This is a genomic window from Streptococcus sp. UMB0029, assembly GCF_002871495.1.
Taxonomy (GTDB): domain Bacteria; phylum Bacillota; class Bacilli; order Lactobacillales; family Streptococcaceae; genus Streptococcus.
The window spans coordinates 74936-97408 of the sequence record NZ_PNGD01000005.1 but is presented as its reverse complement, the minus strand read 5'-3'; the positions used below and the strand labels follow the sequence as shown (position 1 = coordinate 97408).

Annotated in this window: 24 protein-coding genes, 1 pseudogene and 2 riboswitches; of the genes and pseudogenes, 2 read left to right on the top strand and 23 right to left on the bottom strand. The window is 39.7% G+C overall.

Annotation, left to right across the window (positions count from 1 at the left end; translation table 11 throughout):
• Window position 1 precedes the first annotated feature (1 nt).
• The 11 genes and pseudogenes from tenA to CJ239_RS04335 all read right to left on the bottom strand — a co-directional run bounded on the left by tenA (window position 2) and on the right by CJ239_RS04335 (window position 9052).
• Window positions 2-694 carry a thiaminase II gene (tenA, locus tag CJ239_RS04385; protein WP_102210681.1) on the bottom strand — a complete coding sequence of 231 codons (693 nt, stop codon included), beginning with the start codon at window positions 692-694 and terminating at the stop codon, window positions 2-4.
• A gap of 10 nt (window positions 695-704) precedes the next feature.
• Complete coding sequence (locus CJ239_RS04380) at window positions 705-1355, bottom strand: energy-coupling factor transporter transmembrane component T (RefSeq protein WP_102210680.1); 651 nt, start codon at window positions 1353-1355, stop codon at window positions 705-707.
• Between the two features lies 1 nt (window position 1356).
• Window positions 1357-2742, bottom strand: a complete 1386-nt coding sequence (locus CJ239_RS04375; protein WP_102210679.1) for an ATP-binding cassette domain-containing protein — start codon at window positions 2740-2742, stop codon at window positions 1357-1359.
• A complete protein-coding gene (locus CJ239_RS04370; protein ID WP_102210678.1) occupies window positions 2743-3303 on the bottom strand; it encodes an ECF transporter S component in 561 nt (186 codons plus the stop codon).
• 145 nt (window positions 3304-3448) lie between these two features.
• Window positions 3449-3537: riboswitch (TPP riboswitch) on the bottom strand.
• Between the two features lie 213 nt (window positions 3538-3750).
• The gene (gene thiE / locus CJ239_RS04365; RefSeq protein WP_102210677.1) at window positions 3751-4380 is read right to left on the bottom strand and encodes a thiamine phosphate synthase; all 630 of its coding nucleotides are present in this window, start codon (window positions 4378-4380) and stop codon (window positions 3751-3753) included.
• Window position 4381: 1 nt separating this feature from the next.
• A complete protein-coding gene (gene thiM / locus CJ239_RS04360; protein ID WP_180958210.1) occupies window positions 4382-5164 on the bottom strand; it encodes a hydroxyethylthiazole kinase in 783 nt (260 codons plus the stop codon).
• A gap of 127 nt (window positions 5165-5291) precedes the next feature.
• Window positions 5292-5959: pseudogene (locus CJ239_RS04355) on the bottom strand (TenA family protein).
• Window positions 5960-6174: 215 nt separating this feature from the next.
• A riboswitch (TPP riboswitch) is annotated at window positions 6175-6263 on the bottom strand.
• 148 nt (window positions 6264-6411) lie between these two features.
• Window positions 6412-7548: an L-lactate oxidase gene (gene lctO, locus CJ239_RS04350; RefSeq protein WP_000120714.1), complete on the bottom strand. Its 1137-nt coding sequence runs from the start codon at window positions 7546-7548 to the stop codon at window positions 6412-6414.
• Window positions 7549-7707: 159 nt separating this feature from the next.
• Window positions 7708-8013: a hypothetical protein gene (locus tag CJ239_RS11695; RefSeq protein WP_165442212.1), complete on the bottom strand. Its 306-nt coding sequence runs from the start codon at window positions 8011-8013 to the stop codon at window positions 7708-7710.
• A 20-nt stretch (window positions 8014-8033) separates the two neighbouring features.
• Window positions 8034-8348 carry a hypothetical protein gene (locus tag CJ239_RS04340; RefSeq protein WP_002880183.1) on the bottom strand — a complete coding sequence of 105 codons (315 nt, stop codon included), beginning with the start codon at window positions 8346-8348 and terminating at the stop codon, window positions 8034-8036.
• A gap of 143 nt (window positions 8349-8491) precedes the next feature.
• Window positions 8492-9052, bottom strand: a complete 561-nt coding sequence (locus CJ239_RS04335; protein WP_078238509.1) for a TetR/AcrR family transcriptional regulator — start codon at window positions 9050-9052, stop codon at window positions 8492-8494.
• Between the two features lie 254 nt (window positions 9053-9306).
• Between CJ239_RS04335 and CJ239_RS04330 the strand changes: the two genes are divergently transcribed.
• Complete coding sequence (locus CJ239_RS04330) at window positions 9307-9930, top strand: cysteine hydrolase (RefSeq protein WP_000483064.1); 624 nt, start codon at window positions 9307-9309, stop codon at window positions 9928-9930.
• Window positions 9931-9980: 50 nt separating this feature from the next.
• Here the strand turns inward: CJ239_RS04330 and pyrE are convergent, their stop codons facing one another.
• From pyrE to typA, 9 genes are all read right to left on the bottom strand, one after another.
• A complete protein-coding gene (gene pyrE, locus CJ239_RS04325) occupies window positions 9981-10613 on the bottom strand; it encodes an orotate phosphoribosyltransferase (RefSeq protein WP_033689062.1) in 633 nt (210 codons plus the stop codon).
• Window positions 10614-10646: 33 nt separating this feature from the next.
• Entirely contained in the window at window positions 10647-11348 is a 702-nt protein-coding gene (gene pyrF / locus CJ239_RS04320; RefSeq protein WP_102210675.1) for an orotidine-5'-phosphate decarboxylase, read from the bottom strand.
• 357 nt (window positions 11349-11705) lie between these two features.
• Complete coding sequence (locus tag CJ239_RS04315; RefSeq protein ID WP_102210674.1) at window positions 11706-12941, bottom strand: cell division protein FtsQ/DivIB; 1236 nt, start codon at window positions 12939-12941, stop codon at window positions 11706-11708.
• Between the two features lie 9 nt (window positions 12942-12950).
• Window positions 12951-14009: a UDP-N-acetylglucosamine--N-acetylmuramyl-(pentapeptide) pyrophosphoryl-undecaprenol N-acetylglucosamine transferase gene (locus CJ239_RS04310; protein ID WP_102210673.1), complete on the bottom strand. Its 1059-nt coding sequence runs from the start codon at window positions 14007-14009 to the stop codon at window positions 12951-12953.
• Window position 14010: 1 nt separating this feature from the next.
• Entirely contained in the window at window positions 14011-15363 is a 1353-nt protein-coding gene (gene murD, locus CJ239_RS04305) for a UDP-N-acetylmuramoyl-L-alanine--D-glutamate ligase (RefSeq protein ID WP_102210672.1), read from the bottom strand.
• Window positions 15364-15466: 103 nt separating this feature from the next.
• Window positions 15467-16108 carry an ABC transporter ATP-binding protein gene (locus CJ239_RS04300; RefSeq protein ID WP_000571283.1) on the bottom strand — a complete coding sequence of 214 codons (642 nt, stop codon included), beginning with the start codon at window positions 16106-16108 and terminating at the stop codon, window positions 15467-15469.
• Window position 16109: 1 nt separating this feature from the next.
• On the bottom strand, window positions 16110-18131 hold the full coding sequence (locus CJ239_RS04295) for a bacteriocin-associated integral membrane family protein (protein WP_102210671.1): 2022 nt from the start codon (window positions 18129-18131) through the stop codon (window positions 16110-16112).
• Between the two features lie 329 nt (window positions 18132-18460).
• The gene (locus CJ239_RS04290) at window positions 18461-18715 is read right to left on the bottom strand and encodes a DUF3165 family protein (RefSeq protein WP_102210670.1); all 255 of its coding nucleotides are present in this window, start codon (window positions 18713-18715) and stop codon (window positions 18461-18463) included.
• A gap of 19 nt (window positions 18716-18734) precedes the next feature.
• Entirely contained in the window at window positions 18735-20576 is a 1842-nt protein-coding gene (gene typA, locus CJ239_RS04285; protein WP_000164108.1) for a translational GTPase TypA, read from the bottom strand.
• Window positions 20577-20737: 161 nt separating this feature from the next.
• On the opposite strand from typA, the gene CJ239_RS04280 reads away from it, so the two are divergent.
• Entirely contained in the window at window positions 20738-21463 is a 726-nt protein-coding gene (locus CJ239_RS04280; protein WP_102210669.1) for a 16S rRNA pseudouridine(516) synthase, read from the top strand.
• 39 nt (window positions 21464-21502) lie between these two features.
• On the opposite strand, the gene CJ239_RS04275 is transcribed toward CJ239_RS04280, so the two are convergent.
• The 3 genes from CJ239_RS04275 to CJ239_RS04265 all read right to left on the bottom strand — a co-directional run bounded on the left by CJ239_RS04275 (window position 21503) and on the right by CJ239_RS04265 (window position 22468).
• The gene (locus CJ239_RS04275; protein WP_084932988.1) at window positions 21503-21730 is read right to left on the bottom strand and encodes a hypothetical protein; all 228 of its coding nucleotides are present in this window, start codon (window positions 21728-21730) and stop codon (window positions 21503-21505) included.
• 88 nt (window positions 21731-21818) lie between these two features.
• A complete protein-coding gene (locus CJ239_RS04270) occupies window positions 21819-22199 on the bottom strand; it encodes a rhodanese-like domain-containing protein (RefSeq protein ID WP_102210668.1) in 381 nt (126 codons plus the stop codon).
• Window positions 22199-22468, bottom strand: coding sequence for a YqgQ family protein (locus CJ239_RS04265; protein WP_180958209.1), 270 nt, complete (start codon window positions 22466-22468; stop codon window positions 22199-22201). The genes CJ239_RS04270 and CJ239_RS04265 overlap by 1 nt, the downstream gene beginning before the upstream one ends.
• Between the last annotated feature and the right edge of the window lie 5 nt (window positions 22469-22473).

Here is a 22473-nt window from a genome sequence, read left to right as displayed (position 1 = left end):
TCTATTCTTCTCCTTTTTCTAAAGACTGTAAGTCGCTCTTCCATGTTTGGTGTTGGTAAGCCATTTCCCAAAACTTGGCTTCCATATGAACACTGATGTGGAAGGCTTCTAGCATTTTTTTCTTGTCTGTCTCGTCACTTTCGCGATAGAGTTGATTGACCAGCGCTCCCTCCTCTCTGATCTGCTGCTCCAACTCATCCGTAATATAAGTTTCAATCCATTGTTGGTAGAGAGGATTTGGTGATGGTTTAAGATTAAGTGATTTGCCTATATCATGATATAACCAAGGACAAGGAAGTAAACTTGCAAAAGCGATGGCTAGATTTGCTTCTTCAAATTGCCGATAAATATGAGAGATATAATGATAGCAGGTTGGAGCGATTGGATGTTGCTCCATTTCCTGATCGCTGATTTCCAATTCCTTGAAAAATTGTTGGCGGATAAATAACTCACCCTCCACTAGACTCTGAGCATTTTGTTTCAAGAGTCTCTTCATCTCTTGGTTGGAAGTCTTTCCAGCCAAGAGGTGATAGGCTTCTGAGAAGGCCTTCAGATAGTAGGCATCCTGAATCAAGTAATAGCGAAAAATTGCAGGGTCTAAATTCCCCTCTTGCAACTGTAAAACAAAGGAATGATGAAAGGAGGCCTGCCAAGCTTCCTTGGATAATTCCATCGCAATATCTGTAAATTCCATAATAACTCCTTTATAAAAATAGACTAGTTTGAAGCAATAAAAAGAACAGCAGGTAGATGAATATTGTCCTTTGAGGAATATAAAAAGTCCGATAGGGATTCTCCACCTGTGCATGTTCGTCATATCCATGCGCCGACAGGGCTCTCAGGTAAAGATGGCGCCACCTAAAGACTGTCATCAAAACCTTGCTGTAAATCAAGGGAGACCAAAAATGCAGTTCTTGACCGCGTAATAAGCAAGCTTCCTTGAGGGACTTGATTTCTTGCTGAATGAGGGGGAAGGAATTGAATACCACAATCAAGGCATAGGACCAAGAGCGTGATAACCCCTTTTGAGCCAAGTACAAGAGAAGCTCTTTTAGGGAAATAGAGGAAACAAAGACAAGGCCGATACAAACTGTCACAAAGGCCCTCGTTCCAAGCATGACTGCCTGCGAAGCATCTCCATGTAACTGAACTGCCCAGTAGTTGGCCAAAGATGGCAAAATGGCAAGCAGAATCATCCAAGCCAATACTTTAAATCGCCGGTAATAGAGCATAAAGAGAATGCAAAATACGACTACCGAAAGATTCAGAGCAGTCGAAGGAATGAAAGATGTTTCCACGGATAAAATCAGCAAGAAGAGACTGATAATCGGTGTCTGGGTTGCTACTTTGACCATACTATCTCACCTCCCCTTGGGTATTGCTACTCTGAGATGTGAGTGGTTTGGTAATTGTCACTTCTTTCACATGACTGAGCCCCTGACTAGTCATCTCAATCCAATAATCAACCACAGAGATCAAGGGATCTAAACGATGGCTAATGAGCAGAAAACTTCTTCCTTGATTTCTATCCTCCACAATCCACTGACAAAAATAATGGCAAGCTCTATCATCCAAACCTGCAAAAGGTTCATCTAGTAAAATCACAGAAGCCTTGCTGGTCAAGATGGTCAAGAGCTGAAGAATCTTTTGCTGACCACCACTTAATTGATAAGGACTCTTATCGAGTGCCTGCTCCAGATCAAAATATCGTAAAGCTTGGAAAATTCGTTGATTTCTTTCAGAATCATCTCCATCTAATTGAAGTTCCTCTCGCAGACTAGCTCGGATAAACTGTTTCTCAGCTTCCTGAACAACACCCGTCAGATCACGGTACAAACTCTTTTTCTTTTTCAGGACTGTCCCCTTCCAGGTAATGTGCCCCTTATACTTTTGAAATTGAAGAATAGACCGAAAGAGGGTTGATTTGCCGACACCATTATCACCCAAGATACAGGAAATTCCTTGGTAGAATGTGAAATCCGCAATCGAAAAGAGAGAGCGCTTATCCAGCTCACAAGTCATTCGATCCATATGGAATAGTTCTGGACTAGAAGCAACTTCCTTTGAAGCAACCTTTATCATCTCAGAGGTAGGGATTTGAAACACTTCCCTTAGTTGGCCATCTCTTAGCTCCACCATATGGTCGATATAGGCTTCATAGTCTGTTAAATCATGGTCGCACAGGATGACTGTCTTCCCATTAGAGGCCAACTCTTTTAGAATCTCCAAGATCTCTATCCTACTCTTGCGATCAATGGAAGCAAAAGGTTCATCCAAGAGATAGACCCTAGGATTCATAGCAAAGAGAACAGCCAAAGCAGCCTTTTGCTTTTCCCCTCCTGATAAGTGATGGATAGGACGGTGCAAGATTTCCTTGCAACGACATTGCTGGACCACCTCTGCTATTTTAGAATCAATTTCCTGAACGGGATGCCCAATATTTTCCAAGGTAAAAATCAGCTCCTCAAACAAGCTCTCCATGGTAAACTGATGATTGGGATTTTGAAAGAGAATCCCAACTGTCTGAACACGTTCGGCAATAGAAAGCTGACTGACATCACTCCCATCTATCAAAACTTGACCGCTATAGGGAAGAGAACTGACTTGGGCAATCATTTGAAAGAGGCTCGATTTTCCTGAACCACTACTCCCAACTAACAAGGTAAAGGATTGCGCATGAAAAGTAAAATCAAGCGACTCAGAGAAGATTGGGGACTGAATCGCTCGTAATTCCACCCCCATCTATGCCTTTCCTCCAGCTGCAAACTGATGATAGAGTTTGACAATGGCACGAACCAAGATGGTACAGAAGAAAAAGACGGAAATAAAACGTACCACAAGCAAGGAAAGGACAAAAGGAAGGGAGAAGGCGTAGTAACCTAACTTAATGTATTCATAGACAAAACTAACAAGCGTAATCCCAATACTATTAGCAGTTAGAGAGAGCCAACTTTCATAGCGATTTTTGGTTACGATAAAACCAAGTTCACTTCCCAAACCTTGAACCAAGCCAGACAAAAGGGCTCCTAGACCGAATTGGCTACCATAAAGGACTTCAGCAAGGGCAGCTAGCACTTCTCCAATCGTTGCGCTTCCGACTCTTGGAACAAAGATAGCAGCGATGGGCGCAGCCATACACCAAAGGCCAAACAATATTTCATTGGCAAAAGCCTGTAAACCAAGAGGAGCTAAAATCAGAGTGAGGATATCAAACAGATAGCCCGATCCCACAAAAACGCCACCAAAAAAGATAGACAAGAAAGCAAGTAAGATAACATCTTTTAAACGCCATTTTTCAAACATAAAAACTCCTTTTAGACAATTGGGCATTTAAGAGATACTACCATCATACTCTGCATCTAGTCTATCTAGTAAAAACAAAAAACTCTAATTACACACAAGAATTAGAGTTTCGCTTACAAAATTAGATGGTTTTTTCTTTCTCAAGAAAAAACTATTCACATTTCCCTTCGACAGTACTAACTGTAGCAGGTTCAATGGGTATCATCTCAGCCTAAAGCACCCCAAATGTCTTTATTATTTAATTATATAATTATTTTAACAGACGATTTATTCTAGTTCAAGGAATTGAACTGGAAATACAGCCTTGTACTCAAAAAGACAGCAGATCTTTCTTTTGCAAAAAATAAATGACTTATTTGATGGATTAGCTATTTGAACTGAATCTGGACATATCTTTTTAGAAAAAAGAAAATCCTACTCCCTCAGAATCCAAGGAAAAATTGATGCCTATTGTTCACTCATTTCCCGAACAGTTTTTTCTATATTTTTTGCATACGATATTGCTGAAATGATTGAAACGCCGTCAACATTGGTCTTCATAATATCTTTAATATGTTGCGTCTGTATCCCACCAATTGCAACTAAGGGAATTTGTGGCAATAGTTTTCTCATCAATTTAAGACCTTCATAACCTATAGCACCACCAGCATCATCTTTTGACTGGGTATCAAATACAGGACCAACACCAACATAATCTACATATTCAACTTTTGATTGTTGAAATTCTTCCTCGTTTTTTATAGAAAGACCAATTATTTTATCTGGCATCAATTTTCTAATTTCATCAACTCCAAGGTCATCCTGTCCTACATGTACTCCGTCAGCATCTATCTCTAATGCTAACTCAATATCATCATTAACAATAAACGGAACATTATATTTTTTACAAAGATCCTGTAGTTTCATTGCTAATTCGACTTTTTCTTTACCTTCTAAGGCTCCCTCACCTTTTTCACGGAATTGAAATAAGGTTATACCACCTTTTAAGGCTTCCTCGACGACTGTATATAAATCTTTTCCTTGGCAAGTAGTCGTTCCACAAATAAAATATAGTTTTAGTAATTCTTTATGAAACATCTTACTTCACTCTTTTGAATTTCTTTACATCTTCATCTGTAATCTCGTATAAGGCATTTATAAATTCAACTTTAAAGGTACCTGGAAGATGTCCATTTGGACGTTTTTCTGCCATTTCTCCAGCGATATTGTAAACCAACATAGCAGTTTCTAAAGATTTCAATTCTTGACCTTTTTCTAGTCCGATAAAGCTTGCTACTACAGCACCTAATAAACATCCTGTCCCAATGACTTTTGGCATCATGGCACTACCATTATGAATCGTTACCACTTCTCCATTGACAGCAATGGCATCCACTTCACCTGTTACTATTATAGGGATATTGAACTTCTCATTTGCTGCTAGAGCAATTTCGTCAATATTATCTACGCCTGCACTATCTACTCCTTTAGATGCTACATTTATTCCCACTAAAGAAGCAATCTCTCCAGCATTTCCCCTAATCGCTGCGAGTTTGTAATTATTTATTAAATCTTCGGATACTTTTTTTCTATAAGATCCTGCTCCACAGGCTACAGGATCTAAAACTGCTGGGACATTATATTTCTCTGCAATTTTCAGAGCAGCTTGGTATAATTTCCAATTTTCATCTGTCAATGTTCCTATGTTTATTAATAAACCACCAGCATATTTTAAGAGATCTTCTAAATCTGCTGGGTATTCGCTCATAGCAGGAGATACGCCAAGTGCTACTAAGCCATTAGCTGTAAAGTTTTTGACAACATCATTGGTGATACAAATGACCAAAGGTGCTTTTTCTTTTAATAATTTTAAACTTGTCATATTGAAATCCTTCCTTTTCACTTTATACGATCTATTTATTTTGATTTATCTCTATCTTTCGTTAAGAAATTTTTCAGTTATATTGAATGATGTACCTCATCAAATTTGTAAATATCCTAAACCTTCTCTAGGCGTCATAACCAATATCAAAAAAGGCTAATTCTAAAGCGACCGCTTGATTCCAGCGTTGCTGAAGTTCTGTCAAATCTTCTAGACCTTTCCCTACACGATTGAGTTCATCAACCAGAAATTGAACCCACTCTGCAAAGAAAGAACCTCTGTGGAGATTGATCCATTCCGAATGAATATAGTCTTTAGGTAGAGCCAAATCTTTAGAACCCCAGTCTAAATAGAGACCTTCTGCAATGACCAGCATGACCAAAAGATGGGCATAGTTTGATGAGCCACTGCCGAATACATTAGATCCTGAAAGGCTTTTGTTACAGGATGCAAGGTCACTTCCAGATAATCATTCTCTGCTACTTTTAACTCTTTAAAAGCCTTTTGGAAATAACCGTCTTCATCTGCTTCAAGAAAGCCTAGTTGCTTGGCAAAACGAAGCTTAGATTCAAGCTGATCTGCGTGGGCTACGCAAGCACCCAGCATGGATAAGAAAGCATCAAAGAAGTGATAATCTTGAATTAGGTATTCTTTTAAGACCTTATTCTCAATTGTCCCCGCAAAAAGTTCCTTAACAAAACGATGATTGATTGCAGCCTGCCAATCCTTCTGACTGTTTTTTAATAATTCTCCAACAGTCAAACCTGGCTGAAATGCATAGTCTTGTGTTTCCATATTTACTTCTCCTCTCTTTACTCACTAGTAATTAATAAAACACCAAGAGATACCAAGCAAAATCGTAATTCCACTTGATACTTTTAAAGAAAATCGAGAGCATTTGCAGAGAGCTACCTAAACAAGCCTATCCAGTTTCGTAAAAGAAAAAACTCTAATTACAGATACGAATTAGAGTTGACTTACAAGATTAGATCGTTCATTTCGCCATACGAAAAAAACTGTTCACATTTCCCTTCGCCAGTCTTAACTGTATCAGGTTCAATGGGTATCATCTCAGCCTAAAGCACCCCAAATGTCTTTATTATTTAATTACTGCACCAGTATAGCAAAAAATGAAAGCCCTAGCAAGATATTTGATTGAAAAATATATTTATATTGTTTTTAATGGCGATTTATTCTTCCTATAGACGAAGAAAAACCTCCACACTTAGTGGAGGCAAGCTGTTTTATCAATACAATTTTAAGTCACGAGGATCAACTGGGAAGGTTGGGTTGTAGGGGTTGTGACGAAGTTTGAAGTGTTTGACATCTTCAATAGTCTGAGTTCCAGACAACTGCATAACTGTCTTCAATTCCGCATTCAAGTGTTCAAAGACTTGGCGTACACCGACACTACCACCAAGGGCCAAGCCATAGATAACAGGGCGGCCAATAGCTACCAAGTCTGCTCCTGAAGCCAAGGCTTTAAAGACATGTTGTCCACGACGAATACCTGAGTCAAAGACAATTGGCACGCGTTTATCAACTGCTTCAGCTACTTCTTGAAGTGAGTCGAAGGCAGCTGGTCCACCGTCTATTTGGCGACCACCGTGGTTGGTTACCCAGATACCAGAAGCTCCCGCAGCAAGCGAACGTTCAACGTCCTCACGGCATTGTGGTCCCTTGACATAAACAGGAAGTCCTGAGTATTCAGCGATAAATTCTACATCACGTGGAGACAAACGTTGTTTAGCTGATTTGTAAACAAAGTCCATTGATTTACCAGCACCTTCTGGTAGGTATTCCTCAACAATCGGCATGCCAACTGGGAAGACAAAACCATTACGCTTGTCCACCTCACGATTGCCTCCTACAGTCGCATCTGCTGTCAAGACAATCGCTTTATAACCTTCAGCTTTCACACGGTCCATGATGTGGCGGTTGATACCGTCATCCTTACTAAAATAAAATTGGAACCAGTGAGGTGTCCCTTGAAGGGCTTCTGTAATTTCTGGAAGATCGACAGTAGAGTAAGAACTGGTTGTATAGAGGGACCCAAACTCATGCACACCACGCGCAGTCGCCACTTCACCCTGTTCGTTTGCTAATTTATGAGCTGCAACAGGCGCCATAATGATTGGTGAAGACAATTTTTCACCTGCAAATTCAATCTCTGTACTTGGATTTTCAACATCACAAAGAGTATGCGGAACGATGAGTTTATGGTTAAAAGCGCGGATATTCTCACGCAAAGTGAAAGTATCTTCCGCCCCACTAGCGATATAGCCAAATGCTGCTTTAGGAATAACTTGTTGCGCCATTGGCTCCAAATCATAGGTATTGATGAAATCTACATGACCTTCTGCATTGCTTGTTTTATATGACATAAAATGCCCTCCTTAATAAGTAAGCGTTTACTTTGTATATTACAAAAATATCTTAACTCTTTTTTCAAAATTTTTCAAATATTTTGTTTGGAAATTTCATACTTTCAATCATTTTACAGCGATAATTAAAAATGATGAACTTTCTTAAGTTATGGAAATTCAAATAATCTTTTCATTTTCTAATACTTTATCATCAAATTGTTCAGCTAGTATAGTTGCTGAGTGATAAAGTTCCTTTGCTTTATTTTTATCATTTTCAAAATAAAGATAGCACTTAGCTTCAAATACTGAAATTCCAGGTTTATAGACTTGCAACGTTGTTACTGATAAAATTTCATTCATCTTTTTTACTAGAGATATCATATGTTTATAGTCATTATGAACAACATAAACAACCGCTATGGCACAAAGAACTGATAGTAGCTCTACATTATACATTTCATCACTAACTAATTGCTGTTTCAACAACTTAATCCGAAAATCATCTAATGCTCTCTTCTATAAATCAAGTCTTGACATTGCATAGCAAAATAATCAATTAATAGTAAATCATTGAATGTGTAAACTTGCTTTAGTGTTACTTGCTTAAAATAATCATCAAAAATATCTTCAGCGAAACTACCTGTCCCTGTTCTTATCAAGTCTAATATTCTTTCAATCAAGTCTAGACTCAGCAACTCTTCCTCAGGAAGAGCTAGTTCTTTATTTTCAAGAAAAGTATCTATCGGAACTTCTAATCGCTTAGATAAATATTGTAACTTAGTAATTGTTGGCAAGGATTGCCCAAGCTCAGTACGCATCAGCTGTTTGATTATTAAGTCAGCTTCTGTCCACAGATCTCTTCTCTCGTCAATTTGTGACGTTCACGTTCCTGTCTTACTCTATGACCAATTTCAGTTTTAATATCTGTTGTCATTCTTACCTCTTAACCACAATCCATAAATTAACAATAATTCTTTTTCAAATCCGTCATATTATTTTCCAAAACTTGGATGTCTTGGCTGACTTTGAGAATGACAATGCTGCCTTGAATACTGGAGATGACTTGACGGGCCTGCAACTGCGACCGCTCTTCTGACCAGTCAGCATGCAGGTCTTGCAAGAGGCTGGCTAACTTCTCTGTCCATTGGGTCATAAAATCATTGAGAGGACAGCGGAAGTTCTCATCTTCTGTGGACAATTCCACAATCAGATTACCAATTGGGCAACCATAAAAGACCGTCTGACTTTCATGAAATTGACAAACCCAGTCAATCATATCCGAAAACTTGTCACTGTCAGACTTGTCTGCTTCAAAAATATCTTCAAAAAGCTCTTTTCGCCAATTTGCTAAAATATCTTGAATGACCGTCAAACCAATTTCCTTCTTAGATTTGAAATAATAATAAAGCTGTCCCTTGCCAACATCAGCTGCCTCCATGATGTCACTGATGGAGGTGGCCACATAACCCTTCTGATAAATCAATTCCTCAGCACTTTGTAAAATACGCTCTTTAACGCTCATCTACTCACCTCTCTTTTTTCCTATTATAGCAGATTCAGAGTCTGAGACCAAACAATTGAAACCACCTCCTTTTGCCACTGTTTTATCATTAAAATTTTTTGTTCTGAGCAAATTAATTTACAAATTCAATTTTAGATGTTATTATAATTGTACCGAATGGTCAGTATATAACTAAAACTACCATTTGGAAAATCATCAAACTAACAGTCTAAATTCCTATTGGCTGTTAATCAAATCATATTAGGAGGAACCTCATGTTCAATCAGAAAAATGTCGCATTTGTTATCACAGACCCACAAGTTGAATTCCTAAAACATCCTGGTAAAGGATTCGGAGCAACTAAAGACGTTCTTGAAAAAGTTAATACTATTGAAAATCTGACAAAGCTTTTCGCTCTTGCTCAAGAGCGTGGCTACAAGCGTTTTATCTCACCGCACTACTTCTATCCACACGATCACAAGTGGCAATTTAAAGCTGCTGGTGAAACGATGATGATTGAAAACGAAATGTTTTGGCGTGATAGCCAGTATTCAGCAATTCCAGAAGGCTCTGGAGCAGATATGATTGAAGAGATTAAACCATTTTTGGATGAAGATACTATTGTTGTCAACGGACATAAAATCTTTGGCCCAGAAAGCAACGACCTTAACCTTCAACTCCGCAAAAATGGTATCGACACCGTCATCTTGGCTGGTATGAATGCTAATCTCTGCGTGGATTCACACATGCGTGAACTCATAGAATTAGGTTACAATGTCATTGTTGTTAACGATGCTGTCGGTGCTCCAGGTGAAGAAGCCTACCAAGCTGCCCTGACAAACTACGGCTACATTGCCAACCAAGTTTTGACAACTGAGGAAGTTATCGCTCAACTTTAGTATTAAAAACAAAATCAGGTAATCCTAGTGACTACCTGATTTTCTATGTTTTAGGCATTTTGCCAATTTTCTTGGTCTTCTTTAAAGCGTTTTAAGAGATCCAAGCCTTCTGGCGTGATATAGCCTTCTTCTTGGGCTAGGTGAATGAGTTCACTGTAGTTAGAAAGCGTCACAAGTTTGACACCTGCATCTGAGAAATTCTTATCTGCTTTTGGCAATTGATAGCTGAAAATCGCTACAACTCCAAGCACATCTGCTCCTTCGCGTTTAGCTGCTGCTACTGCTTCAAGAACAGAACCACCTGTTGAAATAAGGTCTTCAACCACTACCATTTTTTGACCCTGAGCTACGCGGCCTTCGATTTGGTTACCAGCTCCGTGGTCTTTTGGTTTGCTACGGATGTAAGCAAATGGCAAGTTCATCTTGTCAGCAATAATAGCTCCGTGTGGAATCCCTGCTGTTGCAGTTCCTGCAATCACTTCTACCTCTGGAAAGGCTTCTTTGATAGCTTCCACAAAGCCATTTTCAATTAGGGTACGAGTTTCTGGATAGGCTAGTGTCACACGATTATCAGTGTAAATCGGTGACTTGATACCAGATGCCCAAGTGAAAGGCTCCTCTGGTTTGAGATAAACTGCTTGAATTTTCAAGAGGTGGCTAGCGATATCTTTAGCAAGTGTCATGGTATTCTCCTTTTATTTTTATAATCTATTTCTTTAATTCCAGTCCTGTGTCCATTCATCCTTGATGGCATGATAAGCTGCAACAGGATCCTCAGCTTGGGTAATGGGACGTCCCACCACGATATAGTCACTACCGATTTGATAGGCATCCGCTGGCGTCATCACGCGTTTTTGGTCTCCAACCGCAGCTCCCTGTGGACGAATTCCTGGCGTTAAACAGATAAAATCTGGTTTGGTAGCCTGCTTGATGAGTTCCACTTCCTGAGCTGAGCAAACGACACCATCCAAGCCAGCTTGAGCTGTCTTCTTAGCATAGTGAATGACAGACTCTTGCAGGCTGGTTTGAATATTTTGAAAATCCTGCATCTGGGCTTCCGACGTTGAGGTCAACTGAGTGACAGCAATCAATTTGGCTTGACTTCCAAGACCTTCACGCGCAGCCTTCATCATCTCTACACCGCCAGCAGCATGAACATTAGTCATATCCACACCAAGCTGAGACAGAACCTTCATGGCTGATTTTACTGTATTGGGAATGTCATGCAGCTTGAGATCCAAAAAGACACTGTGACCCAGGCCTTTCAAGTAGGACACAATCTCAGGCCCCGTTGCGTAATAAAGCTCCATCCCTACCTTGAGATAAAGGCTTTCTTCTGCTGGGAAAAGAGCTAAAAATTCCTTGACCGCCTCAAAACTAGGAAAATCAAGAGCAATGACTGGACGATGTTCTCGCATAGGTTTCTCCTTTTACCTTTGCTAGTGAGAGAGTCTGGGCAACAGAAGCCACAAAAAAAGGAACCTGCCAACAGCAAGGTTCCACGAAAAATGGGTAGTCTCCACCCTTTCACCGTCTAACCTTAGCTGCCTCTCTGGACTGCTTTAAAGGTTTTTTTCTATTCTATTATTTCTACTAGCACTTGTCAAGTAAAAACATGGTCACGGTATGTGTCGTGATTTTTGAGAAACTCCAAAATTCCATATAAATAAATGCATGTACACGAAAGGATTGCATATACTTATATGCTTTCTACATTTCTCAAAACTCTAGACACTTACCATGGCAACTAAAGAGCTTTAGAAGAAAAGCTAAACCTAGCGACGTGATGAACGTCGGGTCGTTTGGTTTTGATTGCCCTCTTCCTCCAGCTTTTTCCTTTCCTCTTCTAGTTTATTCTGCTGTTCTTCCAGTCTTTTCTTCTCTTCCTCTTTCTGTTTCTTCTCAGCTTCCTTGGCCTCTTGTTTGGCTTTTTCCTCTGCCTCCATAATTAATTTATCCGCAATAGTGTAACTGTATATTCCAGCTTCCATGTCGACCACACTTGGTTCAGACAATTGAGGCTTAATCTTACTGTAATAAGGCAATTTCTTGCTCATTTCAGACAGGGGAACCAAGACCTCGTCCGAATCATTCATGGTCAATCGAATTAAATCTGAAGTTACCTTGCTTGGAGCTAGTTCCACCTTTTGGATAGCCGCCTTGAGTTCTGGGCTAATTTGAGAAAGTTCTGATGTAAAGGCCTTGATTTGTTCGCTGTCATTAAAGAGAACTGACAAATAAGTTTCTGGCAGACTAACCAAGCTCACAGAACTAGTCTCAAGCTGACCGCTGGAAAGAATAGGATAATGATTTTCACCAGAAATATAGTAGGCAACAATATCATATTCCTTGACCTTGATAGTGAACTTGGTTGGAAATTGATAGACAAGCTGAGCTGATTCAACCCAATAGTTAGACTTGATCTGCTCTTCATATTTTTCCTTATCTAGCAGAAGGTTAATCGTATAATCGGAATCCTGAATGCCTGAAGCCTGTCGAATATCGTCAGCTGTAGTTTGCACCGTTCCCTCAATACGGATATCCTTCATGGTCGCATAAGGACTGAGCAAATAAGCAGAGACGACCAATAAAATCAGACTTAGAAACAAGATCGAGATAGCCCTCCAGATATGAACTCCTGGAATTTTCGGTTTAGCCGGTTTCTTCTTTACAGGCTTTTTCTCTCTTTTTTTATCCTGTCCTTCGTTCTCTGTAGACTTTGATTTCTCTTTGGATACCTCTTTTTTGACCTCTTCTGAATCTTCTACTTTTTCCTCAGACTCTTCCTTAGCTGATTCTTCATCTTCCTGGTCTGTTTCACTCTCCTGGTCCTCTGACTTCTCAGATTCTTCTCCCATTCGAGCTTGTCTTTCCTTTTCCTTCTTCTCAGCTAGGGCCGCCTCTTCCTCAGCCTTCTTTTTTAGATATTCTTGATTTCGTTTCTGCCATTCTGATAACTCTTTCAATTCTTCGAGGATTTCTTTGCCCTCTTTTTTCTTATCTTTTGACATTTACTTTCCTTATGATAAATCTTTTTTCAATAGTTGATAAAAATCTGCTAGAGATTTCAATTCCTTAGAAGCCCTCATCTTAGCTTGATAGTCTTCCTTGTGACTTAGTAAGTGAGAAAGCTTCTCTTCCAAACTATCCAAGGTCAAATCATTTTCTTGAAGCTCTTCTGCATAGCCTTTTTTTACAAAGTAGGCTGCATTTTCAATCTGGTCACCACGACTAGCTTCACGACCAAGCGGCACAATAACATGCAATTTTGCCATGGCCAAGAGCTCAAAAATCGTATTGGCGCCACCTCGTGTCACAACAATATCAGCCAATTCCATCAAGGGTTGATAGAGATTGGTCACATAGTCAACACGAAAGAGATTTTGGCTCAACTCGTTCAGGCTAGAATCTCCAGTTAAATTGATAATATTGTAGCGCTCTGTCAGTTCTTTCTTATGGTCTGTCACCAATTGGTTAAAGACACGAGCGCCTGCAGAACCACCAACAAACAATACAGTTGGCAATTGGGTATTAAAGTGGGTCTGGATATCCACCAATTCATCGGGTTCTGGAGTTTTTTGGTCTGAAACCTTGGTCACTGCTCCCACATGCTCGACCTTAGACAAACTTGAAGCTTGCTCAAAGGTTGAATACATCTTCGTCGCAAACTTATAGGCGATTTTATTGGCCAAGCCCATAGATAAGTCCGATTCGTGAATAAAGACAGGTACTCCAGACATACGAGCAGCGATAACTGGCGGCACAGAGACAAAGCCTCCCTTTGAAAAAAGGGCCTGTGGACGAAGTCGCAACATGATAAAGAGCGATTGGACAATTCCCCAGCCAACTTTGAAGACGTCCAGCATATTTTGCCAAGAGAAATAACGACGCAATTTCCCAGTCGCAATGGAATGGAAGGTGACGTCTAGACCCGACTTGAGGATTTCTTGGTGTTCGATACCACGCTTGTCCCCGATATAGTGGACTTCCCAGCCATCTTCGATGAACTTGGGCATCAACAAAAGGTTGAGGGTGACGTGTCCCACCGTCCCCCCACCTGTAAAGACAATTTTTTTCATATTATTCCTTTAACTCCGCTACTGTGTCAATAAAGAGGTCGCCACGTACTTCAAAGTTAGCATACATATCCCAGCTGGCATTGGCAGGACTGAGAAGGACTACGTCTCCTTGAGTTGCAAACTCATAGGCCTTACGTGTCGCATCAGCAATATCAGTCGCATCCACATAAGCTACACCAGCCTTATTCGCTGCCCGTTTGACACGTTCTGCAGACTGACCAAGGATGACCATCTTCTTGAGTCCAGTAATATCTGGAACCAATTCGTCAAACTCATTACCACGGTCCAAACCACCTGCAATCAGAATGACCTTGCTGTTGTCAAATCCTGACAAGGCTTTTTGAGTAGCCAAGATATTGGTTGACTTGCTATCATTATAGAATTTGACACCCTTGATTTCATCCACAAATTGGAGACGGTGTTTGACACCACCAAAGGCTGAAAGAGTTTCCTTGATAGTTTGGTTGTCTACACCACGAAGCTTGGCTACAGCAATCGTCGCAAGGGCATTTTCTACATTGTGGCTACCTGGAACTCCGATTTCACTAGCTGCCATGACAACTTCGCCACGGAAGTAGAGTTGACCATCTTCCAAATAAGCTCCATCAACCTTTTCCAGTGTTGAAAATGGTACAACAGTAGCTTGTGTTTTGCTAGCCAATTCTTTTGCCAAGTCTTGGTTAAAGTTCAAGACAAGGAAATCAGATGTTGTCATCTTGTTCTGGATATTCCATTTCGCTGCTACATATTCCTCAAATGAGCCATGGTAATCGATATGAGTTGGCATGAGGTTGGTAATAACCGCAATCTCAGGATGAAATTCTTGAACGCCCATGAGTTGGAAAGAAGAAAGTTCCATAACAAGCGTGTCCTTGTCTGACGCAGTTTGGGCCACTTGACTAGCTGGATAGCCGATATTTCCTGATAAGAGACCATGTTGACCAGCAGCAGTCAAAACCTCTCCAATCATAGTCGTTGTGGTTGTTTTACCATTTGAACCTGTGATACCGATAATTGGCGCTTCTGAAATCAAATAAGCCAATTCCACCTCAGTCAAGACTGGAATTCCCTTGGCCAAAGCCTTTTCAATCATGGGATTGCTGTAGGGGATACCTGGATTTTTCACCATAAGGGCAAACTCTTCATCCAAGAGTTCCAAAGGATGGCCACCTGTGATAACCTTGATCCCTTCTTCCAGCAAACTTTGCGCAGCTGGATTGTCCTCGAATGGTTTCCCGTCATTTACTGTCACAATGGCACCTAGCTTGTCCAATAAACGAGCTGCAGATTCCCCAGACTTGGCCAAACCTAAAACAAGGACTTTCTTATTTTTAAATTGATCTATTACTTTCATGTCTCGAACTCCATTTCTACTCTTACTATTTTACCATTTTTATGGAAATAAAAAAGCCACAAAGTGTGTTTGTGACTCTTTCTTCTAACTGAATTTTACCTTATCATCTATGTGATAAATCGGTAACTCGAATAACTTGGTCCACTTGCTCCCAAATCAGAGGATTGTGGGTCGCAATAATAATGGTCCGATTCGGATTTTTTAAAGATTCTAGGATAGAAAGTAATTCCTCAGAGTTTTTGGGGTCTAGTGAAGCGGTTGGTTCATCTGCGAGAATCAAAGGTGGATCCTTTAAAATTATCTTCGCTAATGCAACACGTTGTGCTTCTCCTCCTGATAATTCAAAGATAGGTTGCTTTAAATCTAAGTAAGAGAGGTTAACACGGTTTAGAGCTTGTTTCATCAAAGAGATTTTCTCTTTTTCTTTCAACTTTTTACCAACTAAACCCAGATTGAGATTCTCTTTGACGGTTTGGCTTTCGATTAAGCCAAAATCTTGAAATAAATATCCCAAGTAATCTCTAAAGAAAACAGAGGGTTTAATGTCTTTAAGAGAGGTGCCATCATAGATGATTTGCCCTTTATCATATGGCTCTAATCGTCCAATCATATTCAAGAGTGTTGTCTTACCACAGCCACTTGTACCGATTAAGGCATAAATTTTCCCACCTTCAAAATGAAGATTTGTATCTGAAAATAGCTGACGGCTTCCAAACTTTTTAGATATATTCTTTAGTTCAATCATCCTATTTTCCTTTCATAATTGTCATAGAAACACGAGATTCTTTCTGCGCTTGACGGTAAAGCGTCAAAACTGCACTAGCTAGAAAGACGAATAAAGTGAGCAAGCCAATCACCAAGTCTCGACTGCTTAAAATAAAGAAACTAGCACCAAATACAAAACTGGCAAATTGGCTAACCATATACTGAGCATGTGTTTCAAAAAATCGTAAACCTGAAATTCGTTTAATCAAGATATCTCGGCGGAATTGCTCGAAATATAGAAGATTGACAGAATAAAAGAGTAACAAAGAACTAGCTATCCCCACAATAGCTCCTAAGATTAAAGTTGCTGTTTCAGTTTGAACTTCATTATAACGAGTTAGATAAACACTTCTTTCTTCTTTAAGATAGGATACTTGCTCATAAATTCCAGCTTTCTTTAAGAGTTCTAGCCCACTCTCATATCCTTTGACAAAGATATTCTTACCAGCATTGATAGACCAACTAGATTTGGAAATGATACTATCACCTGTAGATGTTGGAGTAAATACAACTAAAATCGGATCAGTCAAATACTGAGTGGATACGGGATTTTCACCGTTATTATAAACAAACCGCTTTTCTCCAGTTGGAAGATAGCTAACAATCGCTCTCATTTCATATTCTGAAGGAGCGTCTTTATCCTCGCTTGATTTTCCGTAATAGTTTAAACTTTCTTCAAAAACTTTCTTAAGTTCTGCTTCTCGAGAGCGCAAATGTTCTGGGAGCAAGAGGATAAACTCACCTTTTTGGAGATGGGCTAACTTCTGTTTGGTCTCAGCATCTACCACGACCTTTTCCTTGTCCAAATAACTGGGACTAACATAGAGCGTATTAGCATCTGGACTATAGGTATCCAGTGTCTCTCCCTGTTCATTTTTTCCTTGTGGATTGGCAAAATGGAACAGAGTATCCTTTACATAAAGGGCTTGTTCTTCTTCGATTGCTTCCTTGGCAAAGGCATACCACTTATTCTGATTTTCTGTATCATTTACTCTATCACCTAAGCCAAAGGAAATCTGGTAATAGTCTGCTCTGTCCTGCCATGCTTGTTTTGAAATTTCAAGTTCTTTCAATCGTTGGTAAGACGTCAAGCCTGTCTTAACAGCGTAGCCTACTGTAAAAACAGCTACTAACTGACACAATAGGGTTAAAGCCATCAAGCGTTTAAGGGGTAATCTTCCCTTAATAACAGGAACTAATGCTTTATAACTCAAACTCATTAGATAAAGGAGCATTAGTAAAATTGAAATCGCCAATAAAAACAACAGATAGAAACTAATCCCAAAACCATAGGTGGCTAACAAGATAGGATAAAACAAACCTTGACTAAAAAGAACGACTCCCCCACCTAGGAAGGAAAGGAGGGCTGATAGAAGGAGCCATTTGATATCAGTAGATAAAGAATGCCCCATGATGGATAAGAGAGTCTGACCAGAAAAGAGTTTTATACCTGCTGCTCTCATTTCCTTAATCCGAGTGATAATCACTAAAGCAAAGAAAGATAAGCCAAATATTGCTAAACTAATTAAAATAAGGGGAATTAGTAACATTCTAAAAGCAAGAGTATAGGGCGGTATCTTTCGGTCAGGAATTGCTTTATAACCCAAATCTCCTAATTTATCGGCAAGCTTTTCTTTCGTCAAGGAGCCTGACAAAAGGAGATAACTATTTAGTGGATCACTACGTTCACGACTTTCTTGACTAGCTTCTTGGAATTCTTTTGGTAATGTTCCCTGACCATAAGTTGCATAAGTAAAGTGAGTCGTCCCATCCTTACTCGGCTCTACAATTCTTCTAGCTATTAAACTCTGTTCCGAGTTTACAAACTTCTCCAATTCCTGTTCAAATACCTCACGCGTCGGTTCCTGAGTATCCTTTTTGACACGAAGTAAGGAGACGGAATCATAGCTTGCATATAAATACTGTGGCGCACGTAAGACAATAATCCAAACAAGGAAGAAGCTGAGAAAAAAAGTTGATAATAATATGAATAGTTTCTTCATAGTAGACTCCTTGTATAAGAGAATAACCCTATAGAACAAAGATTTTATCTTTTATAAATTCTTAGAATTATTTTCCTAGTTTAATCCATCACACCCTGAGCACCAAGACAACAAATTTAATTCTTTCTTATTTTGAAATCGGTTTCTTATAACATAAATATATCACTTTCTATATAAATCGTCAATATATTATACTAAGATATCATTAAAAAATTTTATTCCAGTTTTCCCCCTTCATACTATCCAAGCAAAAGAGATGATGTTATAGTAAAAAAACAATTCGAACTATTGTAAAATTTCTACAAAAAAAGAGAGCCAAAACTCTCTTTTTATCTTCTTTTACTTTTATGGACCGACATGAGGGTAATATCTCGCAAGCTAAAGTATGCTAAGGTCAGCATGGCGATTGCGATAAAGAATTCTGTCGGTAGCTGAAAGATTTGCAGAACTGACAACATGAGCAAAATCAAGAGTGCTACGAAAGCAAAGACGACAAGGACGATATTGACTGTCCCTTTAATGCTTTCTGGTGTCGCAAATACATAGAGTAGTAATAAGAGGATTCCTATGATTAAATAAACCATCTTTATCTCTTTCTAGCTCTTATTCAGCTGATTTTTTCTTCTTGTTAGCTTTCTCACGTTCTGCCTTGTTAAGGATTTGTTTACGCAAACGGATAGACTCAGGTGTTACTTCCATGTACTCATCGTCGTTCAAGAACTCAAGAGACTCTTCAAGTGTCAAGATACGAGGTGTCTTAATAACAGCTGTTTGGTCCTTAGTAGCTGAACGAACGTTAGTCATTTGTTTTGCCTTAGTGATGTTAACTGTCAAGTCGTTTTCACGAGAGTTTTCACCGATGATCATTCCTTCATAAACCTCAGTACCTGGGTTGACAAAGATCGTACCACGTTCTTCGATAGACATGATTGAGTAAGTTGTAGCCTTACCAGCATCGATAGAGACAAGGGCACCACGGTGACGTCCACCAATTTCCCCTGGAATCAATGGCAAGTATTGGTCGAAGGTATGGTTCATGATACCGTAACCACGAGTCATTGACAAGAACTCAGTTGAATATCCAATCAAACCACGCGCTGGAACAAGGAAGACCAAACGAGTTTGACCATTACCAGTTGAAATCATATCCAACATTTCACCCTTACGTTCAGAAAGGCTTTGGATAACAGACCCTTGGTATTCTTCTGGAGTGTCAATTTGAACACGTTCAAATGGTTCGCATTTAACACCGTCGATTTCTTTTACGATAACCTCTGGACGAGATACTTGAAGTTCATATCCCTCACGACGCATTGTTTCGATAAGGATTGACAAATGCAATTCTCCACGTCCTGAAACCGTCCATTTATCTGGTGAATCAGTTGGGTCAACACGAAGGGAAACGTCTGTTTGCAATTCAGCCTGCAAGCGTTCTTCTACCTTACGAGAAGTCACCCATTTACCTTCTTTACCAGCAAATGGTGAGTTGTTGACCAAGAATGTCATTTGAAGAGTTGGCTCATCGATGTGTAGGATTGGAAGAGCTTCAATTGCGTCTGTCGGAGTAATGGTTTCACCGACAAAGATATCTTCCATACCAGAAACGGCAATCAAGTCACCTGCTTTAGCTTCCTGGATTTCACGACGCTCCAAACCAAAGAAACCGAAGAGTTTGGTAACACGGAAATTTTTAGTTGTGCCGTCAAGTTTAGAAAGGGTAACTTGGTCCCCAACCTTAACTGTACCACGGAAGACACGACCGATACCGATACGTCCAACGAAGTCATTGTAGTCCAAAAGTGACACTTGGAACTGCAAAGGCTCATCTGAGTTATCTACTGGAGCTGGGATATGGTCGATAATTGTGTCAAAGATTGGTGCCATAGTAGCTTCTTGGTCAGCTGGATCATCTGACAATGAAGAAGTTCCGTTGATCGCTGAAGCATACACCACTGGGAAATCAAGCTGGTCGTCATCTGCACCAAGCTCGATGAAAAGTTCCAAAACTTCGTCCACTACTTCAGCTGGACGAGCTGATGGTTTGTCGATTTTGTTAACAACCACGATTGGAACAAGATCTTGTTCCAAAGCTTTTTTCAATACGAAACGAGTCTGTGGCATTGTTCCTTCATAGGCATCTACGACCAAGACAACACCGTCAACCATTTTCATGATACGCTCAACTTCTCCACCGAAGTCCGCGTGTCCTGGTGTGTCCATGATGTTGATACGAGTTCCGTTGTAGGCAACGGCTGTATTTTTAGCAAGGATGGTAATTCCACGCTCTTTTTCGATATCGTTCGAGTCCATAGCACGCTCTGCCAATTCAGTACGTGCATCAAGCGTTTCTGATTGTTTCAATAATTCGTCAACGAGGGTTGTTTTACCGTGGTCAACGTGGGCGATAATCGCAATGTTACGGATATCTTCTCTAAGTTTTGTCATGATTTCCTCTATAATATTCAAAATTTATTTTCTAACTGAACGATTATACCATAATTTCAAGTAAATAACATAATTCAAGCAAGTGTAAATGTTTTCACTCCGCTTTTCTTTTCATGTCAAGCCTTTTCAAAGCAAGCGACTTATGATAAGATAGGCACAGTATGCGTTTAGATAATTTATTAGCCCAAGAAAAAGTTAGCCGAAAGGCCATGAAACAAGCCTTACTAAAAGGGGAAATTTTAGTCGATGGTTGCCCAGCCCGATCCCTAGCCCAAAATATCGATACAGGACTACAAGAACTTCTTTTTCAGGACCGTATCATTCGAGGCTATGAACATACCTATCTTATGCTTCATAAACCTGCTGGTGTCGTTACAGCCAACAAAGACAAGGAACTTCCGACCGTCATGGACCTGCTGTCACCTGACATCCAATCTGACAAGCTCTATGCCGTCGGCCGACTGGACCGAGATACGACTGGCCTCCTCCTCTTGACCGATAACGGTCCCTTGGGCTTTCAGCTCCTCCATCCCCAATATCATGTCGATAAGACTTATCGAGTTGAGGTTAATGGACTTCTGACACCTGACCATATCCAAGCCTTTCAAAAGGGAATTGTCTTTTTAGATGGCACTGTCTGTAAACCCGCAAGACTAGAGATTCTATCTGCAAGTCCTTCCCACAGCCAAGCCTCTATTACCATTTCAGAAGGAAAATTTCATCAGGTTAAGAAAATGTTCCTCTCGGTTGGTGTCAAGGTGACCTCACTCAAACGAGCTCAGTTCGGTGAGTTTATATTAGACCCAGAACTAGCAGAAGGTCAATATCGTCACTTGAATCCAGAAGAATTAGAGATCATTAAAAACTATTTAGAGATGAGTCGATAAAATAAAAAAGCTTTAAAAATAAAGCTTTTTTAATCTTCTTTAACTCATGTGTAAGATAATTCCAATAATCCAGTTTAGAGCAGAAAGAACAATGCCTACTATAGCTATAATTTTTTCTGTTTTATAATCAAGTCCAGATTCTTTTTGAAGTGAGTTAGCATACAATAAACTGGTAATACTTAAACCAATACCCCCCCACGAAAATAACAAACCAAGAATAATCGACAAGATACCCAGAAAAAGTGGATTTTTCTTCTTTTCTTTCATGTTCTAAGAACTCCTTAAATTTTATACAAATTAATTATGGTATAAAACAATAGCTTCATCCTATCATTCAACTGCTTTTGAAATAAGATTAGCTAGTCTTCACTTTCCCTTTCCAAGAATCCAATCCATAAGAAAGGATATAAATCTCAGAAAAACCTTGTTTTTTCAAGTAAAGTGCTGCATTTGTAACCCGTTGCGCACGTTGGTTTTCGTAAAGAAGGACTGGTTTATCCCTACGAAGAGCTGCAAGACTAGTCTTCAACTGACTTGAAGGAATACTGCGGGCACCAAGGATATGTTTTCTGTGGAATTCAGCTGGGTCTCGCAAATCAATCAATTGACCCGTACGAATCAAGGCTTCAAACTCCTCATTGTCCACAATTTTAGCCGCACGGCGAATACGAAGATAGTTAAAGCCCATCCATGCCAACATTGCCAGTATAAGTGCCCACAAAATCCAAGTAACCATTAGTTCTTTTCTCCATTTCTCTCAATATAATCCAATTCTACCTTGTGCTCTCTGCGAAGAACCGCTTCTGCTTCTAGATAGTCTAATTTGTCCATCAACCCTGCATCGTAAATCCGTGAGAGTTCCAACTTCATCAGTTCAATATCATATAAGCGTTTTCCCATGTAAACAATAATACCAAATCGTTTGAGGAATTGCTGCACATCATAGAATGTTTTCATAAGACTCATTCTAGCAAAATTTTGTCTTTTTTTCAAGAAGAGACTCACACAAG

Bases quoted from the DNA above. Each gene is read 5' to 3' on its own strand.
- tenA (WP_102210681.1), bottom strand. From the start codon at position 694: ATGGAATTTACAGATATTGCGATGGAATTATCCAAGGAAGCTTGGCAG.
- CJ239_RS04380 (WP_102210680.1), bottom strand. From the start codon at position 1,355: ATGGTCAAAGTAGCAACCCAGACACCGATTATCAGTCTCTTCTTGCTG.
- CJ239_RS04375 (WP_102210679.1), bottom strand. From the start codon at position 2,742: ATGGGGGTGGAATTACGAGCGATTCAGTCCCCAATCTTCTCTGAGTCG.
- CJ239_RS04370 (WP_102210678.1), bottom strand. From the start codon at position 3,303: ATGTTTGAAAAATGGCGTTTAAAAGATGTTATCTTACTTGCTTTCTTG.
- thiE (WP_102210677.1), bottom strand. From the start codon at position 4,380: ATGTTTCATAAAGAATTACTAAAACTATATTTTATTTGTGGAACGACT.
- thiM (WP_180958210.1), bottom strand. From the start codon at position 5,164: ATGACAAGTTTAAAATTATTAAAAGAAAAAGCACCTTTGGTCATTTGT.
- lctO (WP_000120714.1), bottom strand. From the start codon at position 7,548: ATGTCATATAAAACAAGCAATGCAGAAGGTCATGTAGATTTCATCAAT.
- CJ239_RS04340 (WP_002880183.1), bottom strand. From the start codon at position 8,348: ATGCGTACTGAGCTTGGGCAATCCTTGCCAACAATTACTAAGTTACAA.
- CJ239_RS04335 (WP_078238509.1), bottom strand. From the start codon at position 9,052: ATGAGCGTTAAAGAGCGTATTTTACAAAGTGCTGAGGAATTGATTTAT.
- CJ239_RS04330 (WP_000483064.1), top strand. From the start codon at position 9,307: ATGTTCAATCAGAAAAATGTCGCATTTGTTATCACAGACCCACAAGTT.
- pyrE (WP_033689062.1), bottom strand. From the start codon at position 10,613: ATGACACTTGCTAAAGATATCGCTAGCCACCTCTTGAAAATTCAAGCA.
- pyrF (WP_102210675.1), bottom strand. From the start codon at position 11,348: ATGCGAGAACATCGTCCAGTCATTGCTCTTGATTTTCCTAGTTTTGAG.
- CJ239_RS04315 (WP_102210674.1), bottom strand. From the start codon at position 12,941: ATGTCAAAAGATAAGAAAAAAGAGGGCAAAGAAATCCTCGAAGAATTG.
- CJ239_RS04310 (WP_102210673.1), bottom strand. From the start codon at position 14,009: ATGAAAAAAATTGTCTTTACAGGTGGGGGGACGGTGGGACACGTCACC.
- murD (WP_102210672.1), bottom strand. From the start codon at position 15,363: ATGAAAGTAATAGATCAATTTAAAAATAAGAAAGTCCTTGTTTTAGGT.
- CJ239_RS04300 (WP_000571283.1), bottom strand. From the start codon at position 16,108: ATGATTGAACTAAAGAATATATCTAAAAAGTTTGGAAGCCGTCAGCTA.
- CJ239_RS04295 (WP_102210671.1), bottom strand. From the start codon at position 18,131: ATGAAGAAACTATTCATATTATTATCAACTTTTTTTCTCAGCTTCTTC.
- CJ239_RS04290 (WP_102210670.1), bottom strand. From the start codon at position 18,715: ATGGTTTATTTAATCATAGGAATCCTCTTATTACTACTCTATGTATTT.
- typA (WP_000164108.1), bottom strand. From the start codon at position 20,576: ATGACAAAACTTAGAGAAGATATCCGTAACATTGCGATTATCGCCCAC.
- CJ239_RS04280 (WP_102210669.1), top strand. From the start codon at position 20,738: ATGCGTTTAGATAATTTATTAGCCCAAGAAAAAGTTAGCCGAAAGGCC.
- CJ239_RS04275 (WP_084932988.1), bottom strand. From the start codon at position 21,730: ATGAAAGAAAAGAAGAAAAATCCACTTTTTCTGGGTATCTTGTCGATT.
- CJ239_RS04270 (WP_102210668.1), bottom strand. From the start codon at position 22,199: ATGGTTACTTGGATTTTGTGGGCACTTATACTGGCAATGTTGGCATGG.